Origin of the sequence: Anaerofustis sp., assembly GCF_019420015.1 — a bacterium.
In the GTDB taxonomy this organism is placed as follows: domain Bacteria; phylum Bacillota; class Clostridia; order Eubacteriales; family Anaerofustaceae; genus Anaerofustis.
Window position 1 is genome coordinate 77630 of sequence record NZ_JAHZIA010000007.1, and the last position, 26917, is coordinate 104546.

At 30.3% G+C, this 26917-nt stretch carries 26 protein-coding genes and 1 tRNA gene; 18 read left to right on the forward strand and 9 right to left on the reverse strand.

Annotation, left to right across the window (positions count from 1 at the left end):
• Window positions 1-3: 3 nt before the first annotated feature.
• On the reverse strand, window positions 4-1467 hold the full coding sequence (guaB, locus tag QZ357_RS01225) for an IMP dehydrogenase (protein ID WP_290770927.1): 1464 nt from the start codon (window positions 1465-1467) through the stop codon (window positions 4-6).
• A gap of 316 nt (window positions 1468-1783) precedes the next feature.
• Between guaB and QZ357_RS01230 the strand changes: the two genes are divergently transcribed.
• Genes QZ357_RS01230 through QZ357_RS01250 form a run of 5 tightly spaced genes read left to right on the forward strand, consistent with a single transcriptional unit; the run spans window position 1784 to window position 5125 of the window.
• Window positions 1784-2548 carry an AAA family ATPase gene (locus QZ357_RS01230; protein ID WP_290770929.1) on the forward strand — a complete coding sequence of 255 codons (765 nt, stop codon included), beginning with the start codon at window positions 1784-1786 and terminating at the stop codon, window positions 2546-2548.
• Window position 2549: 1 nt separating this feature from the next.
• A complete protein-coding gene (locus QZ357_RS01235) occupies window positions 2550-3425 on the forward strand; it encodes a ParB/RepB/Spo0J family partition protein (RefSeq protein WP_290770931.1) in 876 nt (291 codons plus the stop codon).
• A gap of 4 nt (window positions 3426-3429) precedes the next feature.
• Entirely contained in the window at window positions 3430-4239 is an 810-nt protein-coding gene (locus tag QZ357_RS01240) for a hypothetical protein (protein ID WP_290770933.1), read from the forward strand.
• Between the two features lie 19 nt (window positions 4240-4258).
• Window positions 4259-4936 (forward strand): CvpA family protein, encoded by a 678-nt coding sequence (locus tag QZ357_RS01245; RefSeq protein WP_290770935.1) that lies wholly within the window; start codon window positions 4259-4261, stop codon window positions 4934-4936.
• Between the two features lie 9 nt (window positions 4937-4945).
• The gene (locus QZ357_RS01250) at window positions 4946-5125 is read left to right on the forward strand and encodes a DUF951 domain-containing protein (RefSeq protein ID WP_290770937.1); all 180 of its coding nucleotides are present in this window, start codon (window positions 4946-4948) and stop codon (window positions 5123-5125) included.
• A 29-nt stretch (window positions 5126-5154) separates the two neighbouring features.
• Here QZ357_RS01250 and QZ357_RS01255 read toward each other — a convergent pair whose 3' ends face one another.
• On the reverse strand, window positions 5155-6480 hold the full coding sequence (locus QZ357_RS01255; protein ID WP_290770939.1) for a hypothetical protein: 1326 nt from the start codon (window positions 6478-6480) through the stop codon (window positions 5155-5157).
• 240 nt (window positions 6481-6720) lie between these two features.
• A complete protein-coding gene (locus tag QZ357_RS01260; RefSeq protein WP_290770941.1) occupies window positions 6721-7665 on the reverse strand; it encodes an AEC family transporter in 945 nt (314 codons plus the stop codon).
• 184 nt (window positions 7666-7849) lie between these two features.
• Between QZ357_RS01260 and QZ357_RS01265 the strand changes: the two genes are divergently transcribed.
• From QZ357_RS01265 to QZ357_RS01305, 9 genes are all read left to right on the forward strand, one after another.
• A complete protein-coding gene (locus QZ357_RS01265; protein WP_290770944.1) occupies window positions 7850-8608 on the forward strand; it encodes an acyl-ACP thioesterase domain-containing protein in 759 nt (252 codons plus the stop codon).
• Window positions 8598-9071 (forward strand): 23S rRNA (pseudouridine(1915)-N(3))-methyltransferase RlmH, encoded by a 474-nt coding sequence (rlmH, locus tag QZ357_RS01270; protein ID WP_290770946.1) that lies wholly within the window; start codon window positions 8598-8600, stop codon window positions 9069-9071. The genes QZ357_RS01265 and rlmH overlap by 11 nt, the downstream gene beginning before the upstream one ends.
• Window positions 9072-9124: 53 nt before the next feature.
• Window positions 9125-9787, forward strand: a complete 663-nt coding sequence (locus tag QZ357_RS01275; RefSeq protein WP_290770948.1) for a YoaK family protein — start codon at window positions 9125-9127, stop codon at window positions 9785-9787.
• 292 nt (window positions 9788-10079) lie between these two features.
• Complete coding sequence (locus QZ357_RS01280; protein WP_290770950.1) at window positions 10080-10670, forward strand: ECF transporter S component; 591 nt, start codon at window positions 10080-10082, stop codon at window positions 10668-10670.
• 10 nt (window positions 10671-10680) lie between these two features.
• On the forward strand, window positions 10681-11454 hold the full coding sequence (locus QZ357_RS01285) for a type III pantothenate kinase (protein ID WP_290770952.1): 774 nt from the start codon (window positions 10681-10683) through the stop codon (window positions 11452-11454).
• On the forward strand, window positions 11432-12448 hold the full coding sequence (locus tag QZ357_RS01290; RefSeq protein WP_290770954.1) for a tRNA-dihydrouridine synthase: 1017 nt from the start codon (window positions 11432-11434) through the stop codon (window positions 12446-12448). Before QZ357_RS01285 ends, QZ357_RS01290 begins: the two co-directional genes overlap by 23 nt.
• Complete coding sequence (locus QZ357_RS01295; RefSeq protein WP_290770956.1) at window positions 12445-13320, forward strand: YicC/YloC family endoribonuclease; 876 nt, start codon at window positions 12445-12447, stop codon at window positions 13318-13320. The genes QZ357_RS01290 and QZ357_RS01295 overlap by 4 nt, the downstream gene beginning before the upstream one ends.
• Window positions 13321-13331: 11 nt before the next feature.
• The gene (gene gmk, locus QZ357_RS01300; RefSeq protein WP_290770958.1) at window positions 13332-13877 is read left to right on the forward strand and encodes a guanylate kinase; all 546 of its coding nucleotides are present in this window, start codon (window positions 13332-13334) and stop codon (window positions 13875-13877) included.
• A 21-nt stretch (window positions 13878-13898) separates the two neighbouring features.
• Complete coding sequence (locus QZ357_RS01305; protein ID WP_290770960.1) at window positions 13899-14567, forward strand: allulose-6-phosphate 3-epimerase; 669 nt, start codon at window positions 13899-13901, stop codon at window positions 14565-14567.
• A gap of 51 nt (window positions 14568-14618) precedes the next feature.
• Here QZ357_RS01305 and QZ357_RS01310 read toward each other — a convergent pair whose 3' ends face one another.
• From QZ357_RS01310 to QZ357_RS01335, 6 genes are all read right to left on the reverse strand, one after another.
• Window positions 14619-15566 (reverse strand): calcium/sodium antiporter, encoded by a 948-nt coding sequence (locus QZ357_RS01310; protein ID WP_290770962.1) that lies wholly within the window; start codon window positions 15564-15566, stop codon window positions 14619-14621.
• Between the two features lie 116 nt (window positions 15567-15682).
• A complete protein-coding gene (locus QZ357_RS01315) occupies window positions 15683-16252 on the reverse strand; it encodes an ANTAR domain-containing protein (RefSeq protein WP_290770964.1) in 570 nt (189 codons plus the stop codon).
• Between the two features lie 28 nt (window positions 16253-16280).
• The gene (locus QZ357_RS01320) at window positions 16281-17576 is read right to left on the reverse strand and encodes a glutamine synthetase family protein (protein ID WP_290770966.1); all 1296 of its coding nucleotides are present in this window, start codon (window positions 17574-17576) and stop codon (window positions 16281-16283) included.
• Window positions 17577-17584: 8 nt separating this feature from the next.
• Window positions 17585-18316: a glutamate synthase gene (locus QZ357_RS01325; protein WP_290770968.1), complete on the reverse strand. Its 732-nt coding sequence runs from the start codon at window positions 18314-18316 to the stop codon at window positions 17585-17587.
• A gap of 216 nt (window positions 18317-18532) precedes the next feature.
• Window positions 18533-20038, reverse strand: a complete 1506-nt coding sequence (locus QZ357_RS01330) for a glutamate synthase-related protein (protein ID WP_290770970.1) — start codon at window positions 20036-20038, stop codon at window positions 18533-18535.
• Between the two features lies 1 nt (window position 20039).
• Complete coding sequence (locus QZ357_RS01335; protein ID WP_290770972.1) at window positions 20040-21146, reverse strand: glutamine amidotransferase family protein; 1107 nt, start codon at window positions 21144-21146, stop codon at window positions 20040-20042.
• 415 nt (window positions 21147-21561) lie between these two features.
• Here QZ357_RS01335 and QZ357_RS01340 point away from each other — a divergent pair, with 415 nt between their 5' ends.
• The 4 genes from QZ357_RS01340 to QZ357_RS01355 all read left to right on the forward strand — a co-directional run bounded on the left by QZ357_RS01340 (window position 21562) and on the right by QZ357_RS01355 (window position 26916).
• Complete coding sequence (locus QZ357_RS01340) at window positions 21562-23646, forward strand: glutamine synthetase III (protein WP_290770974.1); 2085 nt, start codon at window positions 21562-21564, stop codon at window positions 23644-23646.
• Window positions 23647-23731: 85 nt separating this feature from the next.
• The gene (locus QZ357_RS01345) at window positions 23732-25459 is read left to right on the forward strand and encodes an ammonium transporter (protein WP_290770976.1); all 1728 of its coding nucleotides are present in this window, start codon (window positions 23732-23734) and stop codon (window positions 25457-25459) included.
• 180 nt (window positions 25460-25639) lie between these two features.
• Entirely contained in the window at window positions 25640-26686 is a 1047-nt protein-coding gene (locus QZ357_RS01350) for an alcohol dehydrogenase catalytic domain-containing protein (RefSeq protein WP_290770977.1), read from the forward strand.
• Between the two features lie 145 nt (window positions 26687-26831).
• Window positions 26832-26916 (forward strand) — tRNA-Tyr (locus QZ357_RS01355).
• Window position 26917: the final 1 nt, after the last annotated feature.

The following is a 26917-nucleotide window of genomic DNA, read 5'->3' on the forward strand; positions in this document are numbered from 1 at the left end:
TCCTTAAAATTCTCTTGTATAATTTGGAGATTCTTTGGTTATTGAAATATCATGAGGATGAGATTCTTGAAGAGATGCAGAAGTTATTTTTACAAAGTTTGCATCATGTCTTAGTTCTTCTATTGTGGCACATCCGCAGTATCCCATTCCGGCACGTAGTCCTCCCATTAATTGGAATACGTTGTCGGCAATATTTCCTTTATAAGCAACTCTTCCTTCAACACCTTCCGGAACAAGTTTCTTTTGTCCGCTTTGGAAGTATCTGTCTGAAGAGTTATTTGCTTGAGACATTGCTGCTACAGAGCCCATTCCTCTGTATGCTTTGAATTGTCTTCCTTGATATATTATAAGTTCGCCCGGAGCTTCTTCTGTTCCTGCAAACATACTTCCTAGCATAACAGTACTTGCACCTGCTGCTATTGCTTTTGAAATATCTCCTGAGAATTTAATTCCTCCGTCTGCAATAACAGGAATACCATATTTATCTCCGACTTGAGCACAATCCATAACTGCCGTTACTTGAGGTACGCCTATTCCTGCAACTATTCTTGTAGTACATATTGAACCAGGTCCCATACCTACTTTAACTGCATCGGCTCCTGCTTTAATTAGGTCTTCTGTAGCTTCTCCTGTTGCAACGTTACCTGCTATGATTTGTAAATCAGGATATTCTGCTTTTATTTTCTTTAACCAATTAGAAACATTGGTAGAATGTCCATGGGCTGTATCAAGTACAAGTACATCAACTTTTGCTTTAACAAGTGCCGCTACTCTTTCCATTGTGTCGGCAGCTGTACCTACAGCCGCTCCTGCAAGAAGTCTTCCTTGTTCATCTTTTGCAGCATTAGGATATTGTATCTTCTTTTCTATATCTTTTATTGTAATAAGACCTTTTAATTTATAATTTTTATCTACTATAGGAAGTTTTTCAATTCTGTTTTTCTTAAGTATTTTTTCAGCTTCATCAAGAGTAGTGCCTTCAGGTGCTGTTATTAAATTATCCTTTGTCATGGCATCTTTTATTTTTTTGTTTGGATCTCTTTCAAATCTTAAATCTCTATTTGTTATTATACCTACCAAGGTACCGTCTTTATCTGTTATAGGAACTCCTGATATTTTATATCTCGCCATTATTTCATTTGCATCTTCAATAACATGTTCAGGAGATAAAAAGAACGGATCTACTATTACACCATGTTCACTTCTTTTAACTTTATCAACTTCGGCAGCTTGTTGTTCTATTGTCATATTTTTGTGTATGATACCTATACCACCTTGTCTTGCCATAGCAATTGCAAGCTTTGATTCAGTTACAGTGTCCATACCCGCACTTATTAGCGGAACATTAAGTTTAATTTTTTTTGTTAAATATGTTGATGTGTCTACTTGTGAAGGTATAACGTCACTTTTTCTGGGTATTAATAATACATCATCAAATGTTAAACCTTCTTTTAAAATTTTTCCCATGATAGCCTCCTTAATAATATAAAAAAATCGAAGATAAATTTTGACTATCTTCTAAAAGTAAACAGTATTTAATTTATATATATATTAAAGCAAAAAGTTACTTTTGTAAACAGTAATTTTAAATAAAAATAATAAAAAAACAGGTTAATTTGTTTCACGTGAAACATTACTAAAATAATGATTATAATAATGTGTCAATTATAAAATAAAATATGTGTTTCACGTGAAATATTTATTTTAATATTAAATTTATTGAAGGGGGTCTTTTTCTGTGTTACAATGTAAAAAGTAAAAAATATAGGAAGAAGAAGTTTTTATGGTAAAAGTAATATCTTTATTTAATCAAAAAGGTGGAGTAGGAAAAACAACAACAGCTGTTAATTTATCTGCATGTCTTTCAAAAATGGGTAAAAAAGTGCTTGGTATAGATTTAGATCCTCAAAGTAACTTTACTAGTGGTCTTGATGTAGACAGATCAACCCTTGAAAGCAGTACGTATGATATAATAGTAAACAAATATAAAGGTGAAGATGTTGTTATACATACTTCTGTAAAAAATTTAGATTTAATACCGTCAAGTATAGACTTGGCAAGTGCAGAAATAGAAATTGCAAATACGGCAAAAAGAGAAACTATACTTAAAAGAAGTATAAAAGATATTATAGACAATTATGATTATGTTATTATTGATTGTGCGCCTTCACTTGGGCTACTTCCTATAAATGCACTTTGTGCTTCTAACAGTGTTCTTATACCTATCCAATGCGAGTATTATGCTTTGGAAGGAGTTAGTCAACTTATGAATACAATAAATCTTGTAAAAAAAGGAATTAATCCCAGATTAAAAGTAGAAGGTGTATTGCTTACCATGTTTGATAACAGAACAAATTTATCAATGCAGGTAGTTGAAGAAGTAAAGAGATTTTTTGGTAAAAAGGTATATGATACAATTATACCAAGAAACATAAGACTTGCGGAAGCTCCGAGTTTTGGACAAACCATTATTGATTATGATATTTCATCAAAAGGTGCAAAAGCTTATATAAATCTTGCAAAAGAATTAGTAGAGAAAGGTGAATAGAATGAAAAAAAAATCCGGTGGATTGGGAAAAGGACTGTCAGCTTTAATTCCACAAGAAGATATTGACGGTGTGTTTAATGATAATAATGAAAATGATATTAAAAATATTGATATTAATTTGATAAAAGCAAATGTTAATCAACCAAGAAAATTTTTTGATAAAGAAAAAATAAAAGAATTATCTGATTCCATAAAAGAACACGGAGTAATTCAACCTTTAATTGTTGTAAAGAAAAATAATGATTATATTATCGTTGCGGGAGAGAGAAGATATAGAGCATCGATTATGGCAGGTTTAAAAGAGATTCCTGTTATTGTTAAAGAATATGACGAAAAAGAAATAAGCGAAGTATCCTTAATAGAAAATCTTCAAAGAGAAGATTTGAATGAAATTGAAAAAGCCGAAGCTTATAATGAATTAAAAGAAACTTTTAATATGACTCAGGAAGATATTGCAAAAAGACTTGGAACAAGCAGAACTGCGGTTGCAAATACATTAAGGCTTTTATCGTTAAATAAAAAAGCTAAAGAATTATTGAAAAACAACACTATTTCTGCCGGACATGCCAGAGCTGTTTTGTCGGTTGATGAAAAATTAAGAGATGATTTTTTAAATGAAGTTATATCAAAGAAACTTTCTGTCAGAGAAAGTGAGAAACTTTCAAAAGATTATAAGGGTAATATAAAAATCAAAAAAGATATAAAAGAAAAAAAAGAAAATCCTTATATTACAGATTTAGAAGAAAAAATGTCTTTGACATTGGGTACAAAAGTAAAATTAAAAGATAAAGGAAACAAAGGAAGTATAGTGATAGATTATTATTCTAATGAGGATTTATCCAGACTTTTAGAACTTTTTAAGATAGAGGAAATATAATATTATGAAAAAAGAAACAAAGTATTTTAGTACAGCGGTATTGGTAAACGGACTTCAATTATTATTGTGTTTTATAATATATTTATTAAGTCTTATTGTTAATGTAAATAATGTAGTTATAGCATCTGTTATGCTAATTGCTGAAGTTGTTATATGGTTGATATGCGGATTTAAATTATCTGTAAGCGGAAATATGAATAAATTCGCTAAATTGTTTTTAGGAGTTTTTATAGCTGTATTTCCGATTTTAATATATACAGGAATTGCTTATACAGTCAGTAAACTTATTGCTGTTGAAAGTCAAGGATGGACTCATTTTTTCTTTTTGGGAGGACCTCTTTTATTCTTTAATAAACCTGTTTCTTTACTTATGGGTATATTTAAAGGAAGTGCGTATATACTATTCGGTGTAAATTATATTATTATAACTGTTTGTTATTTTATAGGAGAATTATTCGGATATGCAATTAATGGGGGAAAGAGAAGAAAAAATAAAAAATCAGAAAAAAAAGAAAGTAATAAAATTAAAAAAAATAATAAAAAAGATAGAAAATCAAAAAAGAATAAAACAACAGATGATATTAGTGAAATAGAAAATATTGATAATTTAAAGGAAATTGAAATAGAAGAAGAGACAGAATATACAGATAAAGAAGAGAATATCAAAAATAGTATATTAAATGATACTGAAAATAATACAGATATAAAGAAAACTATTGAAGATAATGAAGATAAACTTGCAGAGGAAATTGTAAATAATATTTTAAAGGAAAATTTAAAGGGGCAAAAAAATAAAAATAAGGATAAAGAATAATCTTTAAAGGTATTTTATTATGCTTACTTGGATAGATATATTAATTGTTGGAATATTATTAGTGTGTATGTTATGGGGATCTTTTAAAGGCTTTATAAAAAGTGTTTTTTCCATAATAACGATAATTTGCAGTTTTATAGCAGCAAAAATATTTACACCGTTTATAAGTGATTGGCTTATTAGTAATACGCGTATTGAAGATACCATACACAGTTTTTTGAGAGTTAACGAAGTCCTTCCGGATATACCCGAAGGTGTCAGTATCGGTGCAAATAATATTAAGGAGTGGTTTGCAAGCATTAACTTGGGTGAAGTTCCTAATTCTATAATAAACTTTTTTTCGAATTTATGGAATAATGGAACAAGTTCTGCCATAAATGCAGGTTCAGCAGTACAAGATGCTTTAACTTCATCAATAATATCATTTATATCTTTTATGGGAATATTGATATTTGCATATGTAGTTATATCTTTATTGGTTGAAATATTAAATTTGATTTCAAAGCTGCCTGTAATAGGAACTTTTAACAGACTTGGAGGCGCATTGGTCGGTATTATAAAAGGAATAATTTTAAATTTAATTATTATAAGTATATTGTTTGTAGTAGCAATATTTTTAAAAGATTCCTCTCTTAATACTGCTCTTGGAAATTCAATGTTTGCAAGTTATTTTTATATAGGATATATATTATTGTAGGAGTTATATATGGAAAATGATTTTCTTGTAAATGATATTGTTATTATGAAAAAAGAACATCCTTGCGGAAGCAATGAATGGAAAATAATAAGAATAGGAATGGATGTAAAACTTCAATGTATGGGATGTGGAAGAATAATAGTATTGCAAAGAAATAAATTTAATAAAAGTATAAAATGTAAAAAATAAAAGGATATCATTAGATATCCTTTTATTTTTTAGTTTTGTTGTTTTTTCTTTAATGTAATGATAGTTATTATACCTACAATTGAAATGATAAATATAATTGTAAATAATGTTATATTTGAATTATCGCTTGTTTGAGGAGAAAATGTTTCTATATTTTCATTTGCAGTGTTATTTTTTGAAGTAGAGTCTGTACTGCTTGATGAAGAATTATTTTCATCTTTATCATTTTTATCATTATCTGTTGTTGGAGGTATTGTTGTAATACTGCCGCCCGCATTTAAGTTTTCATTATTTATAACAACTTTATTTCCTGAATTGTTTGTTACAGTAACATTTTCTGGTATAGAAAGTTTTGTATTTTCAGGAACAGTTAAAAGTTCAATTGAATCTCCTGATTTTAAATTTTTAATTGCTTTATTAAAATCTTCTTTTCCAATAACTGTTTTGTTTCCTATTTTTGCACTATATTTGCTATTTACATTAACGTTATCACCTAATTCTTTTAGAAAAACTCCACCTGTTATTTCGATTTTGTTAGTTCCTGATGAATTAACTGTTCCGTCTATGGTTCCTTTTTGAATAGTAATTTTTCCTTCTTCCGTACTTGATACATTACCTTTAATATCAGTACCGTTAATTGTAATTACAGGAGATTGAGAATCATATCCTGAACTTGTATAATTTGATGCTAAAACTTCACCGTTGATTGTTCCGCCGTTTAAAGTCATTTTACCGCCGTTTGTAGCATTAATATTACCATTTATTGTTCCACTTTCAAGAATTACGTTTCCACCGTCATAACCGCCCCATTTGTCAGAATCAAAAGCTATTCCTCCTGATGCTGCAGTTATTTCACTGCCGCCTGTTATTGTAGTTGAACCGTTATTGTTTGAAATGATATATTGGGTTAGATTATCTGTACCTGATAATTTAACATTATCAATAGTTAAGTCACAATAATTTTGAATTAACATTTTTGCTGTTTGAGATGTTATGGCACCATTTTGAATTTTAACTGTAGAACCTTTTAGTAATTGTAATCCGTTTGTTTCTGTTCCGGCTGAACCTACAGTGTCTGTAATATCCCATGTAAAATTATTCAAGTCAAATGTTATATTTTGATTTGCATTTACTTTTACACCAGGACCTTTAAAGTTGTCATTAAATGTAATGATTGCATTAGTGTTGTCTTTTGGTACATCAGCAACGGCTTCTGCTACAGTATCATAATTTACTTTACTATCTCCGATTTGAAGTGTTACTGCATCTGTTGCTGCGAATACGTTTGAAAATAAAGAACATATTATTGTAATTACCGCAAAAACAGATATGATTTTTTTGTTTTGTTTTTTCATTAGTTTCTCCTTTTTTTATTTTATACTTATTGTGATATTTGTATTATTATAAAAAACAGGATACATTATAATTCTGTATAAAAAACAATATATAAATATCCTATAAAATAAAAAATATTATAACAAAAAGTATACTTTTTTATGCGACTTGTTACAAAATTATTATATATGATTAATTTTATAAATGCAAGAAAATCCTTTATATATGGTATTATTAGAGTGTTGTTTCACGTGAAACAATTATATAAGAGAAAGAGATTTTAATATAAAAATCCAAAAGGTTAATGTAACAGAGCTGAACATGGTTGTCAGCATAACAACACTTGATGTTAAAGTTCCTTCATGTCCCATATTTTTAGCCATAATATAAGAACTTACGGTTGTTGCGGAACCTAGCATGACAAGTATTGTTACCAGATAGTCGTTTCTGTATCCAATAGCAACGGCAAAAGGTATAAACAGTATACAGAATACTAATAACTTAAAAACAGAGCATATTAATGCAGGTTTTATTTTTCTAAAAGCTTTTTTTAAATTAAAACTTGCTCCTATTGTTATAAGACCCAGAGGAGTTGCTGTGGAAGCTAAACTTGACAATGTTTTATTAAGTATAATACTTTTTTTAAAACCTGATAATGACCATATAAGTCCTAAAAATATCCCTATTATAATAGGGTTTGTTATTATTCCTCTTAATGTTTTGGTTATCATTTGTTTGTTTAAATTATGTTCTTTTTTATTAAATAAAGATAGAACGATAACTGCAGTAACGTTATAGAGAGGAACAGCACCTATGAGCATTAAAGGGGATGCTCCTATATTTCCATATATATTTTGAACGAAAGCTATCCCTATTATTGAAGCAGAGCTTCTGTATGAAGACTGTATAAATTCTCCTTGTATTGATTTATCTTTAAAAAACATTGATACGAAATATGAAATGATAATAGATATAAATGTAGTAATAAAACAAAATATTACGAACTTACTATCCCAAAGTTTAATAAAATTTGTTGAACTTATATCTTGAAATAACAATAAGGGTAAAGCTAAATTAAAAACAAATTTGTTGAGCCCCTTTTCAAATTCATCATTAATAATATTTAATTTCTTTAATAATATACCAATTACCATAATAAGAAAAATAGGTATTGTTGCATTCAAACTAAAAATAAAATTATTCATTTTGTTAACCTCATTTTAAAAAGTTTATCATAGGTAATACATTATTACAATAAAACTGTTTTAACATTATCTGATTATACATATATAGTAAAAATTAGTGAATGATATTTGATACATAATATTTGAAAAAAAAATCAATAGTAGTATAATTGTTAATGCAATATACATAAAAGCAGGTGATTGTATGCATAATTTAAAATCTTTTATAACCGAATCTCATACAATAAAATATTCAAATGTAGATAATAACAATATGTTAAAACCTATGGAAGCTGCAAGATGGTTTCAAGATATATTTTTAAAACAAGATGAAGTTTTAGGAATTAAAAGAAACGGAGATTTTACGTGGATATTGTTAAATTATGATATGAATATTTATGAATATGGCAAAATAGGAGATAAAATAAAAATAGAAACATATCCTTATTCTTTTAATAAGTTTTATGGCAACAGAATGTTTTTTTTGAAAGATATGGATGATAATATTCTGATTGAAGCTAAGACAAGGTGGCTCTTGGTTGAAAAAAATACTTTTAAAATAAAAAAAGTTACAAAAGAAATAGCAGAAGTATATGATTTACATGAAATTGATAAGGGAAAAGGTTTTGATGTTGATAAAATAGAAGACAGTTTATTTGATAATATAGAATCAAAGAAACTTAATATAAGACAAAGTGATTTGGATATAAATAATCATGTTAACAATACTCTTTATTTTTCTTATTTTTATGATTTTATCGACAATGAAATATTGACAAAATATCAACCTTATAAAATACAAGTTACTTATAAAAAGCAAATAAAAATTGATGATAAACCAAAAGTGTATACAAAAAATATTGTAGATAACGGTCAGTTATATACAAACATAAAAATATGCAGTGACAATAACGATAAATATACACTAATTAAAATACTTTGGAAAAGAAAAAATGAATATTAATATAATATGTGTAGGTAAGTTAAAAGAAAAATATTTAAAAGAAGCTCAAACTGAATACGTAAAAAGAATATCCAGATTTACAAAAATAAATATAATAGAGATTGCAGATGAAAAACTAACCGGTTCAGAGTCCCTTGATGAATTGGCAAAAGAAAAAGAAGGAGTAAAAATTTTAAATAAATTAAATAAAAATTCTTATATTTTTGCAATGGATATAAAAGGATGTCAGATGAATTCTGTTGAGTTTGCTGAAAAAATAGATAATTTAATTTTAAAGGGTAAAAGTAATTTTACTTTTATTATCGGAGGAAGTTTAGGTCTTAGTAAAGATGTATTAAATGTTGCAGATAAAAAGCTTTCATTTTCTTCAATGACTTTTCCTCATCAATTATTCAGAGTTATGCTTCTTGAACAAATTTACAGATGTTTCAAAATCAATAATAACGAAACTTATCATAAATAAGATAAAGTATTTATATGATGTACGATATAAATATGTAATAATAAGAGGTAATTATGAATAATAAGAAGCAGATGTCCGAAACGTATAGGTTGGGAATAATACTTGCTCTTGTGGGAGGTTTCCTTGACGCATATACTTATATTTCCAGAGGAAATGTTTTTGCAAATGCGCAAACTGGAAATATAGTTTTGCTTGGAGTAAACTTTGCACAGGGTAATTTAAAAATGGTCGGTTTTTATTTTCTGCCAATTCTGGCATTTTTTATAGGGATAATAGCTGCGGAAATGATAAAAAAGAGACATAAATACAATGAAAACATACATTGGAGACAAATAATAATAGTAATAGAAATAATAACATTACTGATTGTTGGTTTTATTCCCGGCGGAAGACTTGATATGTTAAGTAATATTTTAATTTCATTTGTTTGTTCTTTGCAGGTTGAAAGTTTTAGAAAAGTAAACGGAAATGCTTATGCAACTACAATGTGTACCGGTAATTTAAGAAGTGCCACAGAGCATTTATATAATTTTAAACAGACAAAAGATAAAAATCTTTTAAAGAACAGTATTCAATATTATGGTATCATATGTTTCTTTATTATAGGTGCAATAATAGGCAGTATCCTTACGGATATTTTTATGACAAAATCGGTTTTATTTACTCTTATAGGTCTTTTAACTGTTTTTATGCTTATGTTTAAGGAAGAAATATAAAGGAGATGAAATGTATTTTTCATCTTTTTTTATATATGTTTAAAAGATATTATTATATTAATAAAAAGATAAATAGTATGGAAAAATTTTTAATTATATATATTGTACATCAGATCTTTTTATAAAATATTAAAGGAGTAACTCTTATACTTATAAATATAAAAACAATCAAAAAATAAATTTTGTTTTTTCTTGACAGTAATCTTTGCAATGATATAATTATTTATTGAAAGAAAGCGTCTTGCATCCTGGCTGCTTCAGCCAAAAATAAGGAGCGAGAACGGAGGTTAAAATGAATAAAATATTTAATGATACCAAAGAGTTCACTTTTTTAAGTGTTATGTTTGGTATTACCATCTTTTTTACGTATACGGCAGGTATGATCCCTGCGGGAATGGCGTCGGTAGCCATACTTTGCTTTATACCGACAGTTATTACATCTTTAATTTATGGTCCTAAAGCAGGGGCATTTATGGGTTTTCTAGCCGGACTTGTATCTTTGTCAAAGGCTATTGTTGCTCCGGCAGGGATATTGGATCCTTATTTTATTAATCCTTTGGTTTCTGTTTTTCCAAGAATCTTCATAGGTATAATCCCTTATTATGTTTATAAATTAGTAAAAAAAATAAGTAAATCAAAAAGTATAAGCTTTTTTGTTTCCGGGGCTATGGGAGCTATAATAAATACGGCATTAGTTATGCCGATGTTATATATATTATATGCCACACAGATAGCACAAGCTGTAGGTAGTAGTTTTAAAGTGTTATTGATGGGTATTATTACTTCTTCAATGTTAATAGAAGCCGCTGTTATGGGGGTATTTACACTTGCGGTGATGATAGTATATATTAAGAAAAATCCAAATATAAATGCGGATAAATAGGAGATAAAGAATGATTTTAGTTATTGATGTCGGAAATACAACGACACAGCTTGGAATATTCAAAGGTGAAGAATTAATACATGATTTTAGATATATAACCAAACAGGATAGAACAAGTGATGAAATTGGAACGCTTATGATAGCTTTTTTCTCTCATTTTGGAATTAATATAAAGGATTTCCAGGGTGCTATTATATCAAGTGTTGTTCCTGATGTTAATTACCATCTTGTAAATGCAATTAAAAAATATTTATGTGTTGATCCTATGATTGTCGGAAGCGGCATAAAAACCGGTATAAATGTCAGAACAGACAATCCAAAAGAGGTTGGAGCAGACAGGATTGTAGATGCTGCGGCAGCTTATAATATTTATAAGTGTCCTGTAATTGTTGTAAATTTCGGTACGGCTACAAGATACGATTATGTAAATAATGAAGGAATATTTTCTTATGCCGTAACGTCTCCCGGTATACAAATATCTGCTGATGCACTTTGGAAGCAGGCGGCAAAACTTCCTAAAATAGAAATTGAGAAACCTAAAAGTATATTGGCAAGCAATACAACTACCAGTATGCAAGCAGGTCTGGTATATGGATATATAGGACAAGTGGAATATGTTATTAACAAAATGAAAGAAGAATTAAATCAAGAAGGAATTAAAGTTGTTGCATGCGGGGGATACGGAAAAATTATTTATCCGGAGACAGATGTCATTGATACTTTTGACCCATTACTTACATTAAAAGGATTGAAGATTATTTATGATAAAAACAAAAAGAAATAATTATTTCACTGAATTATTTGAATCTAATAAAAATAAAGCTATATTAGCACCGATGGCAGGAGTAACAACCCTGCCTTATCGTTTATTTATGAGAGAAATGGGATGTCGTGTTTTTGTAAGCGAGATGGTAAGTGCAAAAGGTTTATTTTACGGAAGCAAGAATACTTTCCCACTAATGGAAACAAATGTACTTGAACATTCGGATTGTAAGACGGGTATCCAAATATTTGGAAGTGATGCCGATATTATGGGAGAGGTAACAAAAAAATATTTAAATGATACTGATTTTGATTTTATAGATATCAATATGGGATGTCCCATGAAAAAAATCGTTAATAACGGTGATGGTTCTGCATTATTAAAAGATTTGAAAAAAGCATATAAGGTTGTGAAATCAGTTAAAGATAATTCAATAAAACCACTTAGCGTTAAAGTCAGACTAGGATTTAATGAAAAAAATATAATTGATATAGTTAAAGCTGTAGAGGATGGCGGAGCAGATATGATTACTGTTCACGGTCGTACCAGAGAACAGGTTTTTAACGGAGATGTCGATTATACCGAAATAAAAAAGGCAAAAGAATATTGTTCTGTTCCTGTAGTAGTAAATGGGGATTTGGATAATTATATAAAAGCAAAAGAGAAAATGGAATATACAAATACCGATGCAGTAATGATCGGAAGAGGAGCAAATTACAATCCTTTTATATTTTTACAGTTTTCGGATATTCTAGAAGGTAAAGAAGTAATGGATTATTCATTGGAAGATAAAATAAATGCAGCAAGGAAACATTTTGAAATACATATGGAATATTCTACAGGTAAAAAGAAAGTTGTTGAATTTAGGAAATATCTTTATTGGTATATAAAAGGTATAAAGAACAGTGCTAAAATAAGAAATAATATAAACAATATTGTTGAACCTGAACATGTTTATGAAATATTTGATAAAATAGATAAAATTTTAATCGAAGGAAAAGGTGATGTAGAATGAAAAGTATGACGGGTTTTGGAAGAGGAGAATACAGAAGTGCAGATCTTGTTGTTGATGTGGAAATAAAAACCATAAATCATAGATACAGAGACTTTAACATAAGATTACCCAGGAAATATTCTTCTTTTGAAGAAAAGATAAGAAATTTTATAAGCAATAAAATAAACAGAGGAAGAATTGATGTTTTTATCAAAACAGAAAAATTTTCAGGTGAAGATATTTCTTTGTTTTATGATGATGTATTAGCAAAAGAATATTATGATATTTTAAATAAAATAAAAACTGATTTTAAAGATATAAAAGATGATATTTCGGTAAATACAATTGCCAGATATCCGGAAGTAGTTAAAGCTCAAGAAGCGGAAGTTGACTTAGATGAACAATGGAAATACTTTGAAGCTGCTTTAAATGATGCAGTAAATACTTTGGTTGAAAGCAGAGAGAATGAGGGCGAAGCTTTAAAGAAAGATTTTATTAAAAGAATAGAAATTATCTCTAAGGAAAGTGAAAATATATCAAATCTTGCCCATGAAATACCGAAAAATTATGCAAAAGAATTAAATGAAAATATAGAGAAATATAAAATCGGAATTATAGACAGTGACAGAATAGCAACGGAAATAGCAATTTATGCTGAAAAGGTGAATATAACAGAAGAATTGGTAAGACTAAAAAACCATTTAAAATCATTTTTGTCAATCATTGAAAAATCGGAACCGATAGGCAGAAAGCTAGATTTTCTTTTACAAGAGATTAACAGAGAAGCAAATACAATAGCATCTAAATCCAACAGTTTTGAAATAAGTTCTGCCGTTGTTGAAATAAAAAGCGAACTTGAGAAGATAAGAGAACAAATTCAAAATATAGAATAGGAGACTAAATAATGAAAGGCAGTTTATTTGTTATATCAGGTCCTTCCGGAAGCGGAAAAAGTACAATATGCAAAGAACTTGAAAAAGAAGAAAATATTAAAATTTCAATTTCAGCTACTACCCGTGATATTAGAAACGGAGAAGAAGAGGGAATTAACTATTATTTTTTAAGTAAAGAAGAATTTGAAAGAAAAATATCCGAAAATGCATTTTATGAATATGCCAAAGTTTTTAATAACTACTATGGTACTTTGAAGGATAAAGTGGACGAGATGTTAAAGGATGGCTATAATGTTATTTTAGAAATAGATGTTCAGGGTGCAATGCAAATCAGAGAGCAGAACAAAGATGCTGTTTTAATTTTCATTATGCCGCCAAGTGAAGAAGAACTTATTAAAAGACTTACAGGCAGAAATACGGAAAGCGAAGAACAGTTAAAGCTTAGAATAGAAACGGCAAAAGAAGAAATATCTTATAAAGATAAATATGATTATGTGGTAATAAATGATAATCTTGAAAAAGCCGTAGAAGAAATAAAAGAAATAATTTTAAAATAAAATAAAAAAGGAAGAAAACAAATGGAATATAAAATCAGTCCATCTCTTATGTGTATGGATTTATTAAATATTGAATCACAAATAAAAATTCTTAACAAATATGTTTATTCTTATCATATAGATATTATTGACGGTGTTTATTTTAAGAATTTTTCTTTTACACCACCGTTTATGAAAGCAATAAGAACCATAACCGATAAAAAATTGGATGCCCATGTTATGCTTATAGATCCTTTTTATTATCTTAATAATATGATTGAGAGCGGAGCCGATTGCGTAAGTATACATTCTGAAAAGTTAGTAAACGAAGCTTATAGAACAAGTTCTTTTCTCCATAAAAATAATAGAGAATTTGGAGTTGTGTTGAGTCCTGCTTCAGGAGTTTCAACTTTATTACCTTACATAAATGAAATTGACAAGGTTACGGTTATGAGCGAAGAACCCGGGTTTGCAGGAGGAGATTTTATTCCTTCATGCTTAAATAAGATAGAAGAACTTGTAAAAATAAGAGAGAAACATCATTTGAACTTTTTGATAGAAGTAGATGGTGTTGTAAACCAAGATCACTTTAAGGAATATAAAGATGCAGGAGTCGACATATATATAGTCGGAAACAGAGGGTTGTTTTCATTGGATGAAGACTTGGAAAAAGCTGTAAATATAACTTTAGAACAAATAGATAAAGCGTAAATTAAATATTATAATTTATTATAAAAAAGTTCTAATTAATATTAGAACTTTTTATCTTATACATATATATGTCATGTAAATAATATACATAACAATCATTATAAATCCTTCTTTTTTATTAATATCTGTTTTTGAAATGCAGAAGAAATATGTAATTATACTTACTATGCAAAGAACAATTAAATCGATAACTGATTCCATCGTTACAACTATAGGCTGTATAGCAGAAGCCATTCCTAAAATCAAAAGTATGTTGAATATATTTGAGCCTATTATGTTTCCCAGTGCCATATCGCTGTCACCTTTTTTTGCTGCGACCATACTTGTTACAAGTTCCGGCAGGCTTGTTCCGAGTGCAATAATCGTAAGACCTATTAAATTTGCGCTAAGTCCTATTGCTGCAGCAATGGAAGAAGCTCCGTCTACAACCATATCTCCTCCCCATATAACTCCGATTAATCCTATTATTATATACAAGATACTCATTAAAGGAGACAGTGTTTTAAAATCTTCTTCAAGGGTTTCTTTGTTCTTAATTGCTGATATTATCATATATATTAAAAACAATACAAATAAAATCAAAAGAACTATTCCTTCTATTTTGCCCAGTGTAATAATATCTTTTCCAAAAATAAAATCGGATATGAAAAATAACAATAATATACTGATTAGAATTGAAAAAGGATATTCTCCTTTTATTAAACTTTTTTTCACTCTAATCGGTGTTATTAAAGCACATACTCCTCCGACAATCAGTAAATTAAATATATTTGAGCCAATAACATTAGCAATTGCAATTGCATTTTCACCTTTTATTGCGGCAGATATACTTACAGCTGCTTCGGGTGCACTTGTACCCATTGCAACAATCGTAAGACCTATAATAATAGTAGGAACTTTTAAAAGTTTTGCAATTGAACTTGCTCCGTCAACAAGAAAATCTGCTCCTTTTATTAAAAACAAAAAACCTAAAAATAATATAATAAAATCTTTAATCATATTTTCTCCTTAAAATAAAAAAACTTATATATAAATACATAAGTTTAATATTAATAAAGCCTATGTGAAAATTTTGTATAAATATAATATATTTTATAATAAATATTTATACGGTGTCAAGAAATATTATATTTGTTCAATATTTCTATGGATACTTTATAGCGGCTTATTCTTTTATTCATTGCTTTTTTTTCTATATACTTATGAGCTTCATCTTCGTTGAAATGTTCTTTTTCCATTAAAATCAATTTAGCTCTGTCAACGGTTTTAATTTCTTCTATCTTGCCTCTAAGCTTTTCATTTTCTTTTTTTAAATTTAAAAGTCTGTTTTTAATAGCCATTTGCATTTTAAATGCCTGATAAAACATTTGTTTAATTATGGGTTTTTGAAGTACAAAAACTCCCGCAAATTCAACGTCCGCACTTATTTCATCAACAATTTCGTTCTTTACCATTAAAATCGTACCTATATTGAGTCTTGCAAAATCTAAACTAAGCTGGGTTCCTGTTTCTTCCTTGAGAGGTGAGTTGATAATGGCAATACCCACTTCATTGTTTGCTGCATATCTTCTGGCTTTTGAAGCGGAAGATGTTGTGATTATTTGAATGTTGTGGTATTCTTTTAAAAGTTGACACAAAGTATCTTTTGCTTTTTCGTTATATGAAACTATCAATACCTTATCCAAATAATCACCTCCTGTTATAAATATATTTTTATTCGGTTAAAAAATATTTAAGTTCCTGAATGTCTTCATCTATTTGTAAATCCTGTTTTCTTTTATTTACGAAGTTATATACAAGATTTTCTCCCAGGCATTCTTTTACAAATGTACTGTTTTCAAATACTGCGAGTGCAAGATTAAAAGTGTCTGCAAGCATATCAAAATTATCTGAGTTTGAATCTTGTGTAAAATATTTTAAATGTGCGTTTTTGTTTAATTGTTCTTTTTTTCTTATTCCCTCCAGCCCTGCATTTATTACAAGCGCAAATGCCAAGTATGGATTTGCTGTAGGGTCTAAACTTCTTAGGGTTATTTTACTCCTGTTTTCGATATAATCCGTTATTTTTATAAGCGTATCGGGATTTTTCTTTGACCAGGTAATTGATTTGGGAGCATAGAATTCACCGAATCTTTTATATGAATTTCTTGTTGGGTTTAACATTGCGGTTATTTCCTTGATTCTGTTCATAATACCGGACACAAAATATTTGGCATCTTCGGATTGTTCAAATCCGTTTGATAATATATTTTCATTATTTTTGAATAAAAGCAAATTAAGGTGAAGCCCACTGCCTGACAGTTCTTTTAAAGGTTTCGGCATGAACGTTGCATATCCTCCGTTTTTGTTTGCTATCGCTTTTACAATCCATTTAAATGTAACAAATTCATCTGCGGCGAGCAAAGCCTCGGAGTTTGTGAATATGATTCTATTTTGTCCCGGAGCTCTTTCATGGTGAGAGCTTATTGGAGCTATTCCCATTTCTTCGAGTGTAAGGCAAATTTCTCTTCTTATGTTTTCTCCTTTATCTAGCGGAGAAACATCAAAGTATCCTGCTTCGTCATAAGGTATTAAAGTAGGCTGTCCTTCGTCATCTGTTTTGAATATATAAAACTCGCACTCTGTTCCTATTTTTATCGTATATCCCATTTTTTTTGCCTTGTTTACTGCTTTCGTGAGTAGATGTCTTGAATCACTTTCAAAATTTTCTCCGTTTGGATATTTTACATCACAAAAAAATCTGGCGACTCTGCCTTCGGAAGGTCTCCAAGGAAGAATTGACAAAGTTGTAGGGTCCGGAAATAAAAGCAATGTATTGTTTTTTTCATTTGCAAATCCGTCTATTGCAAATCCGTCAAAAGCTATTCCGTGTTCAAAGGCATTTTTTAGTTCGTCAGACATTATTGCAATGTTTTTTTGAATGCCAAATACATCGCAAAAAGCAAGTCTTATGAATTTAATGTCATTTTCATTTACGAAATTGATTACCTCTTTTGTAGTATTATTCATATACCCTCCTAATGATTAGTATATAATTGTTTATATGGACTTTTTGTGTTTGCTACTATAACATAATAGTTATCGTTGATTATTTTATTATAATCTTTATTAAAATAGTTACAATATTTTTTTATATTTTTTTCTATATCTTTTATATCCGAATTATCAGCTTTTCTAATAATTAATTTTTCTTCATTTACTTGAGGCGGATTAGTTGTTCTTAAATAGATTTTTCCTCCGTGCATACCTGTGGCAAAAAAAGAGCCTATTGGAATTGATGTGTTTTCATAACCTATACCTAAAACTATTATATTTCCTCCCGCTTGATACTCCCCGAGGAAAGAACCTGTTTTTCCTCCTATTACTATAGTAGGTTTTTTATCGTTATAAGCTTTCATATGTATGCCAGCTCTGTATCCTACGTTTTTTTCAACGTATATACTTCCACCTCGCATGGCATATCCTGTAGCATCTCCGCTTGAACCGTGTATTATTATTTCTCCGTCATTCATAGTATCACCGGTAGCATCCTGAGCATTTTCGTGTAATGTTAATATAGCTCCGTTTAAATAAGCCCCAAGAGCATTTCCGGCAATACCGTTTATTATAATATTTATTTTAGAAAATGCTGCGCCTATAAATCGCTGACCCATAACATTATTTAATATTATTTCATTGTCTTTTAAAGCACATATTTTTATTTTTTGATTAATTTCTCTATGGGATAATCCATTTACATTAATTATCATATTCATCCTCCTCAGAGATATTTTTATTTTCTATTAAAGACAAAAGAAGAGTATATTTGTTAGATTTTATGGGGATGTCTTCTTAAATATTAAGGGGTATTTAAAATTTTATTAGGTACTCTTTCATTTGTCTTTAATAAATTTATATAAAATCATTTACCTATATAACGTTTTATTGTTTATTTATAGATAAGATGATTTTTGGCTAGTTATTATTTATTCTCCCGCATGTTTAATTCCCAGTATTTCTAATTCTTTTTGATTTAAACCTATACCTCTTAACATTAGTCTGTTTCCTTTTAATGCTTCGATGGCATTTATTCCCATACCTCCCATCATCTCCTTTATTTCATGATTCCACGCAGTTACTAAATTTACAATTCTTTTATATCCGATTTCAGGATCTAATCTTTTTACAAGTTCTGGATTTTGTGTTGCAATACCCCAATTACATTTTCCTTCATGGCAGGTTCTGCATAAATGGCATCCAAGAGCTATTAATGCAGCTGTTGCAATATACACGGCATCGGCACCCAGTGCGATTGCTTTTACAACATCCGCACTACTTCGTATGCTTCCTCCCGCAATTAAAGATACATTATCTCTTATTCCTTCATTTCTAAGTCTTGTATCCACACTGGCAAGGGCAAGTTCTATAGGAATACCAACATTATCCCTTATTCTTGTAGGTGCTGCTCCGGTACCGCCTCTGAATCCGTCTATGGCAATTATATCAGCTCCGCTTCTTGCAATTCCGCTTGCAATAGCTGCAACATTATGTACCGCAGCTACTTTGACTATTATAGGTTTTTTATAATTTGTAGCTTCTTTTAAAGAAAATACCAGCTGTCTTAAATCTTCAATTGAATATATATCATGATGGGGAGCAGGACTTATGGCATCACTTCCCTCGGGTATCATTCTTGTTTTTGAAATGTCCGGTCCTATTTTTTCACCTGGCAAATGACCTCCTATGCCAGGCTTTGCACCTTGTCCTATTTTTATTTCTATTGCAGCACCGGTATCCAAGTATTCTTTGTGTACACCAAATCTTCCGGATGCAACTTGTACAATGGTATTTTTTCCGTATTTGTAAAAATCTTTATGAAGCCCACCTTCACCTGTATTATACATTATACCAAGTTCTTCTGCTGCTCTGGCTAAGCTTTCATGGGCATTATAGCTTATTGAGCCATAAGACATTGCGGAAAACATAATGGGAATATCGAGGTTTATTTGAGGTTTTATTTCTGGAATGATATCTCCGTTATTATTTCTTTTTATTTTGATTTTTTTACTTCCCAAACTTACTTTTGTTTCCATGGGTTCTCTTAAGGGATCTATGGAAGGATTGGTTACTTGCGAAGCATTTATCAATATTTTATCAAAATAATTGGGGTATTTTTTAGGGTTTCCCATTGAAGAAAGGAGAACCCCGCCATACTCTGCTTGTCTGTATATATTTTCTATGTTGTCGCTATTCCAATTTGAATGTGTTTTGAATGTATGTGTACTTTTTATTATTTTAAGTGCATTTGTCGGGCATGTTGCTACGCATCTATGACAATTAACACAATTTACTTCATTTACCATCATTTTTTTGTTTTTTTCATCAAAAAAATGAACTTTATTTGCACATTGTTTTGCGCATATTTTGCAATTTATACATCTATCGTTATTTCTTATAATTTCAAATTGAGGATGAATATAATTAATTTGCATGTTATTCTATCTCCTTATTTAGTTTTACTATTATTGCTTCGCCTCCACCTGGAGAGAAAATATCATCAACATTTTTTTCTATTATTTTTATTGCACTTTCTTCACTGGCTATATATACTGTTTCGTCTTTTTTAGCAACAACCATTGAACGAAGTTTTAATCTGTCGTTAAGAGCCATAAGCCCTCCGTTAAAACCCAAGATTATAGAAAAAGGTCCTGTTATTAACATATTAGAAAAGACTGTTCTCAAATAAGTTAAACGTTCCTTTTCTTTTGTTTCTTTTTCTTTTATGGTTTCCCAGAAAGGTGCTGCAACAATTTCTGCTGCTTCTTTTAAAGTTAGTTTGTTTTTTCTAAGTAAATAGTCCATCATATATGTAATTACTTCTGTATCTGTTAGAAGATTACATTTATATCCAAACATTTCAATATATCTTCTGTTTGCATCGTAAGAAGAAATTTCGCCGTTATGTACGATAGAGTAATCTAGTAAACTGAAAGGATGGGCGCCTCCCCACCATCCGGGAGTATTTGTGGGATATCTTCCGTGTGCCGTCCAAGAATATGCTTTGTATTCATCTAGCTTATAAAATTCTCCCACATCTTCGGGGTAACCTACTGCTTTGAAAGAACCCATATTTTTCCCGCATGAAAAAACATAAGAACCATTCATATTTGTGTTTATGTTCATAACACATTCAACTACAAATTCTTTTTCGTCAAGTTGAGAAGCTTTTAATTTCGATTCTTTTGGCAATACAAAATATCTATATATTAAAGGTTCGTTTATAATTTTATCGATTTTTCTTGTAGGAATAATTCCTTGCTCGATAATATCAAAATGAGTATCTAAAAAAGCTTCACATTCTTTTCTTACAATATTGTCATCATAAAAAACATGAAAAGCATAATAGTCTTTATATTCGGGATATATGCCGTAAGCGGCAAACCCTCCTCCAAGTCCGTTGCTTCTTTCGTGCATCACTTCAATTGATGTTATTATCTCTCTTCCGTCGGTTCTTTTTCCATCTTTGTGAAAAATACCGCTTATGGCACATCCTGAAGGTATTCTTACATTTCCTTCTTTATATCTTTCATCACATATCATTTCTACACCCCCAAAAAATAAAGCGCCCAATAAGCACATAAAAATAAAGTACTTATTGGACGCCATTGTCCTTAATATTTAGTTAGTGGTATAAGTATAAACTCAAAATTATAAAAATGCAAGAGAAATTTATATTTTTTTTGAATTTTCTAAAAATTTAAAAAATTTCAAAAAAAATGCTTGACAAAAATAAAACCTCGTAGTAAAATCCACTCATACACAGCAAAGGCGCTGTAAGCAAAATGCTTACGGTGCCTTTTTGCTTACTTAATACAAGTTTACTTTTAGATTTATTTATATAATTTGTAGATTCAGCTTTAATTTATAGTAGAAAGATAAAGAAAAATTTTGTATAATTAATCTATATGTAAAAGTATTAAGAATGATAAAAAACATATGAAAGGATGTATATATTATGAGCGCAATACCTGAGTTCTTTGGTTGTAAAGTTTTCAATGATACTACAATGAAAGAAAAATTACCTAAAGATACATATAACAAATTAAAGAAGACTATTGAAGAAGGCAAAAAATTAGATATAAGCATTGCAAATGCAGTAGCCCATGCAATGAAAGAGTGGGCTCTTGAAAATGGTTGTACACATTATACTCACTGGTTCCAACCAATGACAAGTTTAACAGCAGAAAAACATGATGCTTTTATAGTTCCTGACGGAGATAACGTTGTACTTAGATTATCAGGTAAAGAATTATTACAAGCAGAACCTGATGCTTCATCTTTTCCATCAGGAGGACTTAGAGCAACAAATGAAGCGAGAGGATATACAGTTTGGGATCCTACAAGTTATGCTTTTATTAAAGATAATACTTTATGTATTCCTGCAATTTTCTGTTCTTATAACGGTGAAGTTCTTGATAAAAAAGCTCCGCTTCTTAAATCTATTGAAGCAATCAGTAATCAAACAAAAAGATTATTAAAACTTCTTGGAAAAGAATGCAGTGGTGCTGATACTTCAGTTGGAGCAGAACAAGAATACTTTATTATCTCAGAAGAAATGTATAAGAAAAGACCTGACCTTATTTATACGGGAAGAACATTATTTGGTTCACCTTCTCCTAAAGGTCAAGAACTTGATGATCATTATTTTGGTTCAATAAAAGCAAAAATCTTAGAATATATGGAAGACTTGGATAAGAGTCTTTGGGAATTTGGTATTACTGCGAAGACAAGACATAACGAAGTAGCTCCTGCACAACATGAACTTGCGCCTGTTTATTCATCAACTAATACAGCAACAGACCAAAATCAAATTATGATGGAAATGATGAAAAAAATTGCAAGAAAACATGGACTTGTTTGTTTGTTGCATGAAAAACCATTCGAGGGTATAAATGGAAGTGGTAAACATAATAACTGGTCTATCACAACAAAAGAGGGGGAAAACTTACTTTCTCCTGGATACGACCCTAAACAAAATATGCAGTTTTTGCTTGTTCTTGCCGCTGTAGTAAAAGCTGTAGATGAACATCAAGATTTACTTAGAATTTCAGTAGCAACAGCAGGCAACGACCACAGACTCGGTGCAAACGAAGCTCCTCCTGCAATTATCTCTATATTCCTTGGGGATGATTTAAAAGGTGTTGTTGATGCAATTATTTCAGATAATGATTATAAGAGCGAAGGAAAAACAAAGTTTTCTCTTGGAGCAACTGTTCTTCCTGACTTAACAAAAGATACAACGGACAGAAACAGAACATCACCTTTTGCTTTTACAGGAAATAAATTTGAATTTAGAATGGTAGGTTCTAAAGACTCAGTTGCTTGTCCTAATATGATTTTAAATACAATTGTTGCAGATGCATTTAGTGATTTCGCAGATAGATTGGAAAAAGATAATTCAGAAGAAGCAATAAAAGCTTTAATTAAAGAAACATTTACCGCTCATCAAAGAATTATCTTCAACGGAGACGGATATTCTGATGAATGGGTAGAAGAAGCAGCTAAAAGAAAACTTCTAAATTTAAGAACAAGTGCTGAAGCAATTCCTTATTATAGAAAAGAAGAAAATGTTAAGTTATTTGAAAAACATAAAGTTCTTTCAAAAGATGAACTTGAAAGTAGAACAGAAGTATTGCTTGAAGACTATTCAAATGTTTTATCTATTGAAGCAAAAGCTACAATAGAAATGGCCAAAAATGCTATCTTACCTGCATGTATTACATATGTAAAAGAAGTTGCAGAAACACTTCAAGTAAAACAAACAGCTTGTCCAAGTGCAAACAACAAAGTAGAAGAAGATACTGTTGTAAAAGTAAGTGATTTGAATGCAAAATTATATGATGCAATCAGTGAATTACAAAAAGGTTTGAAAGAAGCCGAAAGTGTACAAAATGCAGAAAAACGAGCAATAACCTTTAAAGAAAAAGTATTTGAAAATATGGAACATTTAAGAAAATATGCAGATGAACTTGAAACAATAGTGGATAAGAAATTCTGGCCGTATCCATCTTATGGTGAAATTTTATTCAGCGTTCAATAAAAAATAATAAATTTTGACACAAAGGCGTGTATGTAATATTTACATATGCGCTTTTTTATTTATAAATTTTAGGAGGAAAAGAAAAATGGGAACAACATTTAGTGCTCTTGATACAATTTGGGTATTAGTCGGAGCAATATTGGTATTTTGGATGCAAGCAGGATTTGCAATGGTAGAGGGAGGTTTTACCAGAGCAAAAAATGCAGGTAACATTATTATGAAAAATTTAATGGACTTTGTTCTTGGTACCATTATTTTCTGGGTACTTGGTTTTGGCATAATGATGGGTGATGATATCGGAGGGATTATAGGTAAAATTGATTTTTTTATTAGAGGTAACTATGATGGTACTTTCCCTACAATGGCCTTCATTATTTTTCAAACAGTGTTCTGTGCAACGGCTGCTACAATTGTATCAGGTGCAATGGCAGAAAGAACAAAGTTTATTGCATATTTAATTTATTCGGCTGTAATAAGTGCAATTATTTATCCAATCTCAGGTCATTGGATTTGGGGTGGTGGCTGGTTAAGTCAACTAGGATTTCATGATTTTGCAGGTTCAACGGCAGTACATATGGTAGGTGGCATATCTGCATTGGTAGGTGCTAAAATTCTTGGTGCAAGACTTGGTAAGTATGATAAAAGCGGGAAAAGCAAAGCCATTCCTGGACATAATATTGCAATAGGTGCCCTTGGTGTGTTCATCTTATGGATGGGTTGGTTTGGATTTAACGGTTGCTCAACTGTTGCAATGTCAACTGACGCGGACATGATTTCAGCTTCAAGCATTTTTGTAACAACCAATATGGCAGCAGCAGCTGCGGCATTAATGAGTTTAATCGTAACTTGGGTAAGATATGGTAAACCTGATGTTTCAATGACTTTAAATGGTGCTTTGGCAGGGCTTGTTGCAATTACAGCTGGTTGTGATATGGTTTCTGTAGCAGGTTCATTCTTTATCGGAGCAATTGCAGGTGTACTTGTTGTATTTGCGGTTGAATTTATTGATCATAAATTAAAAATTGATGACCCTGTTGGTGCAATCGCTGTTCATGGGTGTTGTGGTTTGACAGGAACACTTTTAACAGGTTTGTTTGCTGTTGATGGTGGTTTATTCTATGGTGGCGGTATTCATATGTTTTTAATACAACTTTTGGGTGTTGCTAGTGTAGCAATTTATGTATTTATTGCAATGTTTATTGTATTTAAGCTAATTGATAAGACAGTAGGTTTAAGAGCAAGTGCAGAAGAGGAAATTTTAGGACTTGATATAACAGAACATGGTCTTGTAAGTGCGTATGCAGATTTTGCTCCTGCAGGTAATTTATATTATTCATTAGATGATGAAAGTGGATTATTTAGAGTTGAAACGCCTACTCCCTTAGCTAAAGAAATCAAACCTGTTATGCAAACAATAACTGATGGAGATGATATTAAAGTTACAAAACTTGATAGTGGTATAAGTAAAGTTACCATTGTAATTAATCAAGATAAATTTGGTTCTTTAAAAGCTGCAATGCAAAAAATTGGTGTTACAGGTATGACAGTAACAAATGTTCTTGGATGTGGTGTTCAAAAGGGTAGAAAACATTTCTATCGTGGTAGTGAAGTAGAGTCAATCTTACTTCCTAAATTAAAGGTAGAAATCGTAGTTGCGGCAGTTCCAGTAAGAGAAGTTATTGAAGAAGCTAAAAAAGCTTTATACACAGGCAATATCGGGGACGGTAAAATCTTTGTGTATGGACTTGACAATGTTGTTAAAATTAGAACGGGAGAAGAAGGGTTTAATGCTTTACAAGAACCTGAAGAATAATAAAAAAGACTTGTACATTATATGTACAAGTCTTTTTTATTATTAATTTATAATGAGTCATATAAAAATATTTTTAGACTATTTTTTCAATAAAATTTTTCTTTGCAAATTTTTTCAGTATTGTAAAATATTTTACTTTATTTTAAACTGTAATTAAGAAAAGACTAAGGAGAATATAATATGAAAGCAGTAATTTATAATGGTCCAAATGATTTTGAGTATGGTGAAATTGAAACTCCCAAATGTCCTAAAGAAGGAGTTCTTGTAAAAGTGATATCTGTAGGTCTTTGTGGATCTGATATAAGAACATTTACTTCCGGACACAATAAAGTAAAACCTCCGTATATTATCGGGCACGAAGTTGCAGGTGTTGTTGAAGAAAGTGATGTTCCTTACTATAAAAAGGGGCAAAAGGTTATGCTTAATCCGGGGATTACTTGTGGTGAATGTAAGTTTTGTACATCGGAAAAAAATTTAAGAAATTTGTGTAAAAATATTGTTGTTCCTGGAATGGATTTTTACGGTGGATATGCACAGTATATGGCAGTGCCAAAAGTTGGGGCAAATCCTAAATTCTTACATATTCTTCCGGATGATTTTAATTTAGATTTGGCACCACTATCTGAAACTCTTGCCAGTGTATATTCAACACATGAATTTATAAATGTTACAAAAGGAGATATTGTCCTTATAATGGGTGCGGGTCCCCTTGGAAATCTTCATAGTGCAATGGCTAAGATAAGAGGGGCAAAGAAAGTAATTTTATCGGAAGTTAACCAGCCGAGATTGGAAAAAGCAAAACGATTTGACTTTATAGATATCTTTGTAAATCCTACGGTTGATAATTTAGAAGATATTGTTATGAAAGAAACAGATGGAGATGGAGTAGATGTTGCCATTACAGCCTGTCCTGTAGGTTCTGCACAGGAGGAAGCAACTCATTATCTTCGTCCGAGAGGAAAGTTATTATTGTTTGGAGGACTTCCTCATGATAACTGTCATGTGAATTTTGATAGTAACTTGATTCATTATAAAGAATTACAACTTTGCGGGGGATACAGTTTTTCTCCTGAATCATTTAAAAGTGCCTTAGATTTAATTATTGAAGGAAGGATTGACGCTGCAAAATTTGTTACTCATACTATTCCGTTAAAAGATATAAAGCACGGAATAGAAATGACGAGAACAGGAGAAGCAATAAAGGTAATTTTAAAGCCTTGGGAATAAAATATATAAAAAAACGGAAAATTTTTCCGTTTTCTTTTTTACAAATAATAATAGATAAAGTTATGTATATAACCACATATTTTTATATTGCTATAATCTATTGACAAAATATGAATAATATATTAAAATATTATAGCATATTCATGGGAGAGTGCCCGAGTGGCTAAAGGGGGCGGACTGTAAATCCGTTGGCTCAGCCTACAATGGTTCGAATCCATTCTCTCCCACCAT

Coding starts and splice junctions, on each gene's coding strand:
- guaB (WP_290770927.1), bottom strand. CDS start 1,467: ATGGGAAAAATTTTAAAAGAAGGTTTAACATTTGATGATGTATTATTA.
- QZ357_RS01230 (WP_290770929.1), top strand. CDS start 1,784: ATGGTAAAAGTAATATCTTTATTTAATCAAAAAGGTGGAGTAGGAAAA.
- QZ357_RS01235 (WP_290770931.1), top strand. CDS start 2,550: ATGAAAAAAAAATCCGGTGGATTGGGAAAAGGACTGTCAGCTTTAATT.
- QZ357_RS01240 (WP_290770933.1), top strand. CDS start 3,430: ATGAAAAAAGAAACAAAGTATTTTAGTACAGCGGTATTGGTAAACGGA.
- QZ357_RS01245 (WP_290770935.1), top strand. CDS start 4,259: ATGCTTACTTGGATAGATATATTAATTGTTGGAATATTATTAGTGTGT.
- QZ357_RS01250 (WP_290770937.1), top strand. CDS start 4,946: ATGGAAAATGATTTTCTTGTAAATGATATTGTTATTATGAAAAAAGAA.
- QZ357_RS01255 (WP_290770939.1), bottom strand. CDS start 6,480: ATGAAAAAACAAAACAAAAAAATCATATCTGTTTTTGCGGTAATTACA.
- QZ357_RS01260 (WP_290770941.1), bottom strand. CDS start 7,665: ATGAATAATTTTATTTTTAGTTTGAATGCAACAATACCTATTTTTCTT.
- QZ357_RS01265 (WP_290770944.1), top strand. CDS start 7,850: ATGCATAATTTAAAATCTTTTATAACCGAATCTCATACAATAAAATAT.
- rlmH (WP_290770946.1), top strand. CDS start 8,598: ATGAATATTAATATAATATGTGTAGGTAAGTTAAAAGAAAAATATTTA.
- QZ357_RS01275 (WP_290770948.1), top strand. CDS start 9,125: ATGAATAATAAGAAGCAGATGTCCGAAACGTATAGGTTGGGAATAATA.
- QZ357_RS01280 (WP_290770950.1), top strand. CDS start 10,080: ATGAATAAAATATTTAATGATACCAAAGAGTTCACTTTTTTAAGTGTT.
- QZ357_RS01285 (WP_290770952.1), top strand. CDS start 10,681: ATGATTTTAGTTATTGATGTCGGAAATACAACGACACAGCTTGGAATA.
- QZ357_RS01290 (WP_290770954.1), top strand. CDS start 11,432: ATGATAAAAACAAAAAGAAATAATTATTTCACTGAATTATTTGAATCT.
- QZ357_RS01295 (WP_290770956.1), top strand. CDS start 12,445: ATGAAAAGTATGACGGGTTTTGGAAGAGGAGAATACAGAAGTGCAGAT.
- gmk (WP_290770958.1), top strand. CDS start 13,332: ATGAAAGGCAGTTTATTTGTTATATCAGGTCCTTCCGGAAGCGGAAAA.
- QZ357_RS01305 (WP_290770960.1), top strand. CDS start 13,899: ATGGAATATAAAATCAGTCCATCTCTTATGTGTATGGATTTATTAAAT.
- QZ357_RS01310 (WP_290770962.1), bottom strand. CDS start 15,566: ATGATTAAAGATTTTATTATATTATTTTTAGGTTTTTTGTTTTTAATA.
- QZ357_RS01320 (WP_290770966.1), bottom strand. CDS start 17,576: ATGAATAATACTACAAAAGAGGTAATCAATTTCGTAAATGAAAATGAC.
- QZ357_RS01325 (WP_290770968.1), bottom strand. CDS start 18,316: ATGATAATTAATGTAAATGGATTATCCCATAGAGAAATTAATCAAAAA.
- QZ357_RS01330 (WP_290770970.1), bottom strand. CDS start 20,038: ATGCAAATTAATTATATTCATCCTCAATTTGAAATTATAAGAAATAAC.
- QZ357_RS01335 (WP_290770972.1), bottom strand. CDS start 21,146: ATGATATGTGATGAAAGATATAAAGAAGGAAATGTAAGAATACCTTCA.
- QZ357_RS01340 (WP_290770974.1), top strand. CDS start 21,562: ATGAGCGCAATACCTGAGTTCTTTGGTTGTAAAGTTTTCAATGATACT.
- QZ357_RS01345 (WP_290770976.1), top strand. CDS start 23,732: ATGGGAACAACATTTAGTGCTCTTGATACAATTTGGGTATTAGTCGGA.
- QZ357_RS01350 (WP_290770977.1), top strand. CDS start 25,640: ATGAAAGCAGTAATTTATAATGGTCCAAATGATTTTGAGTATGGTGAA.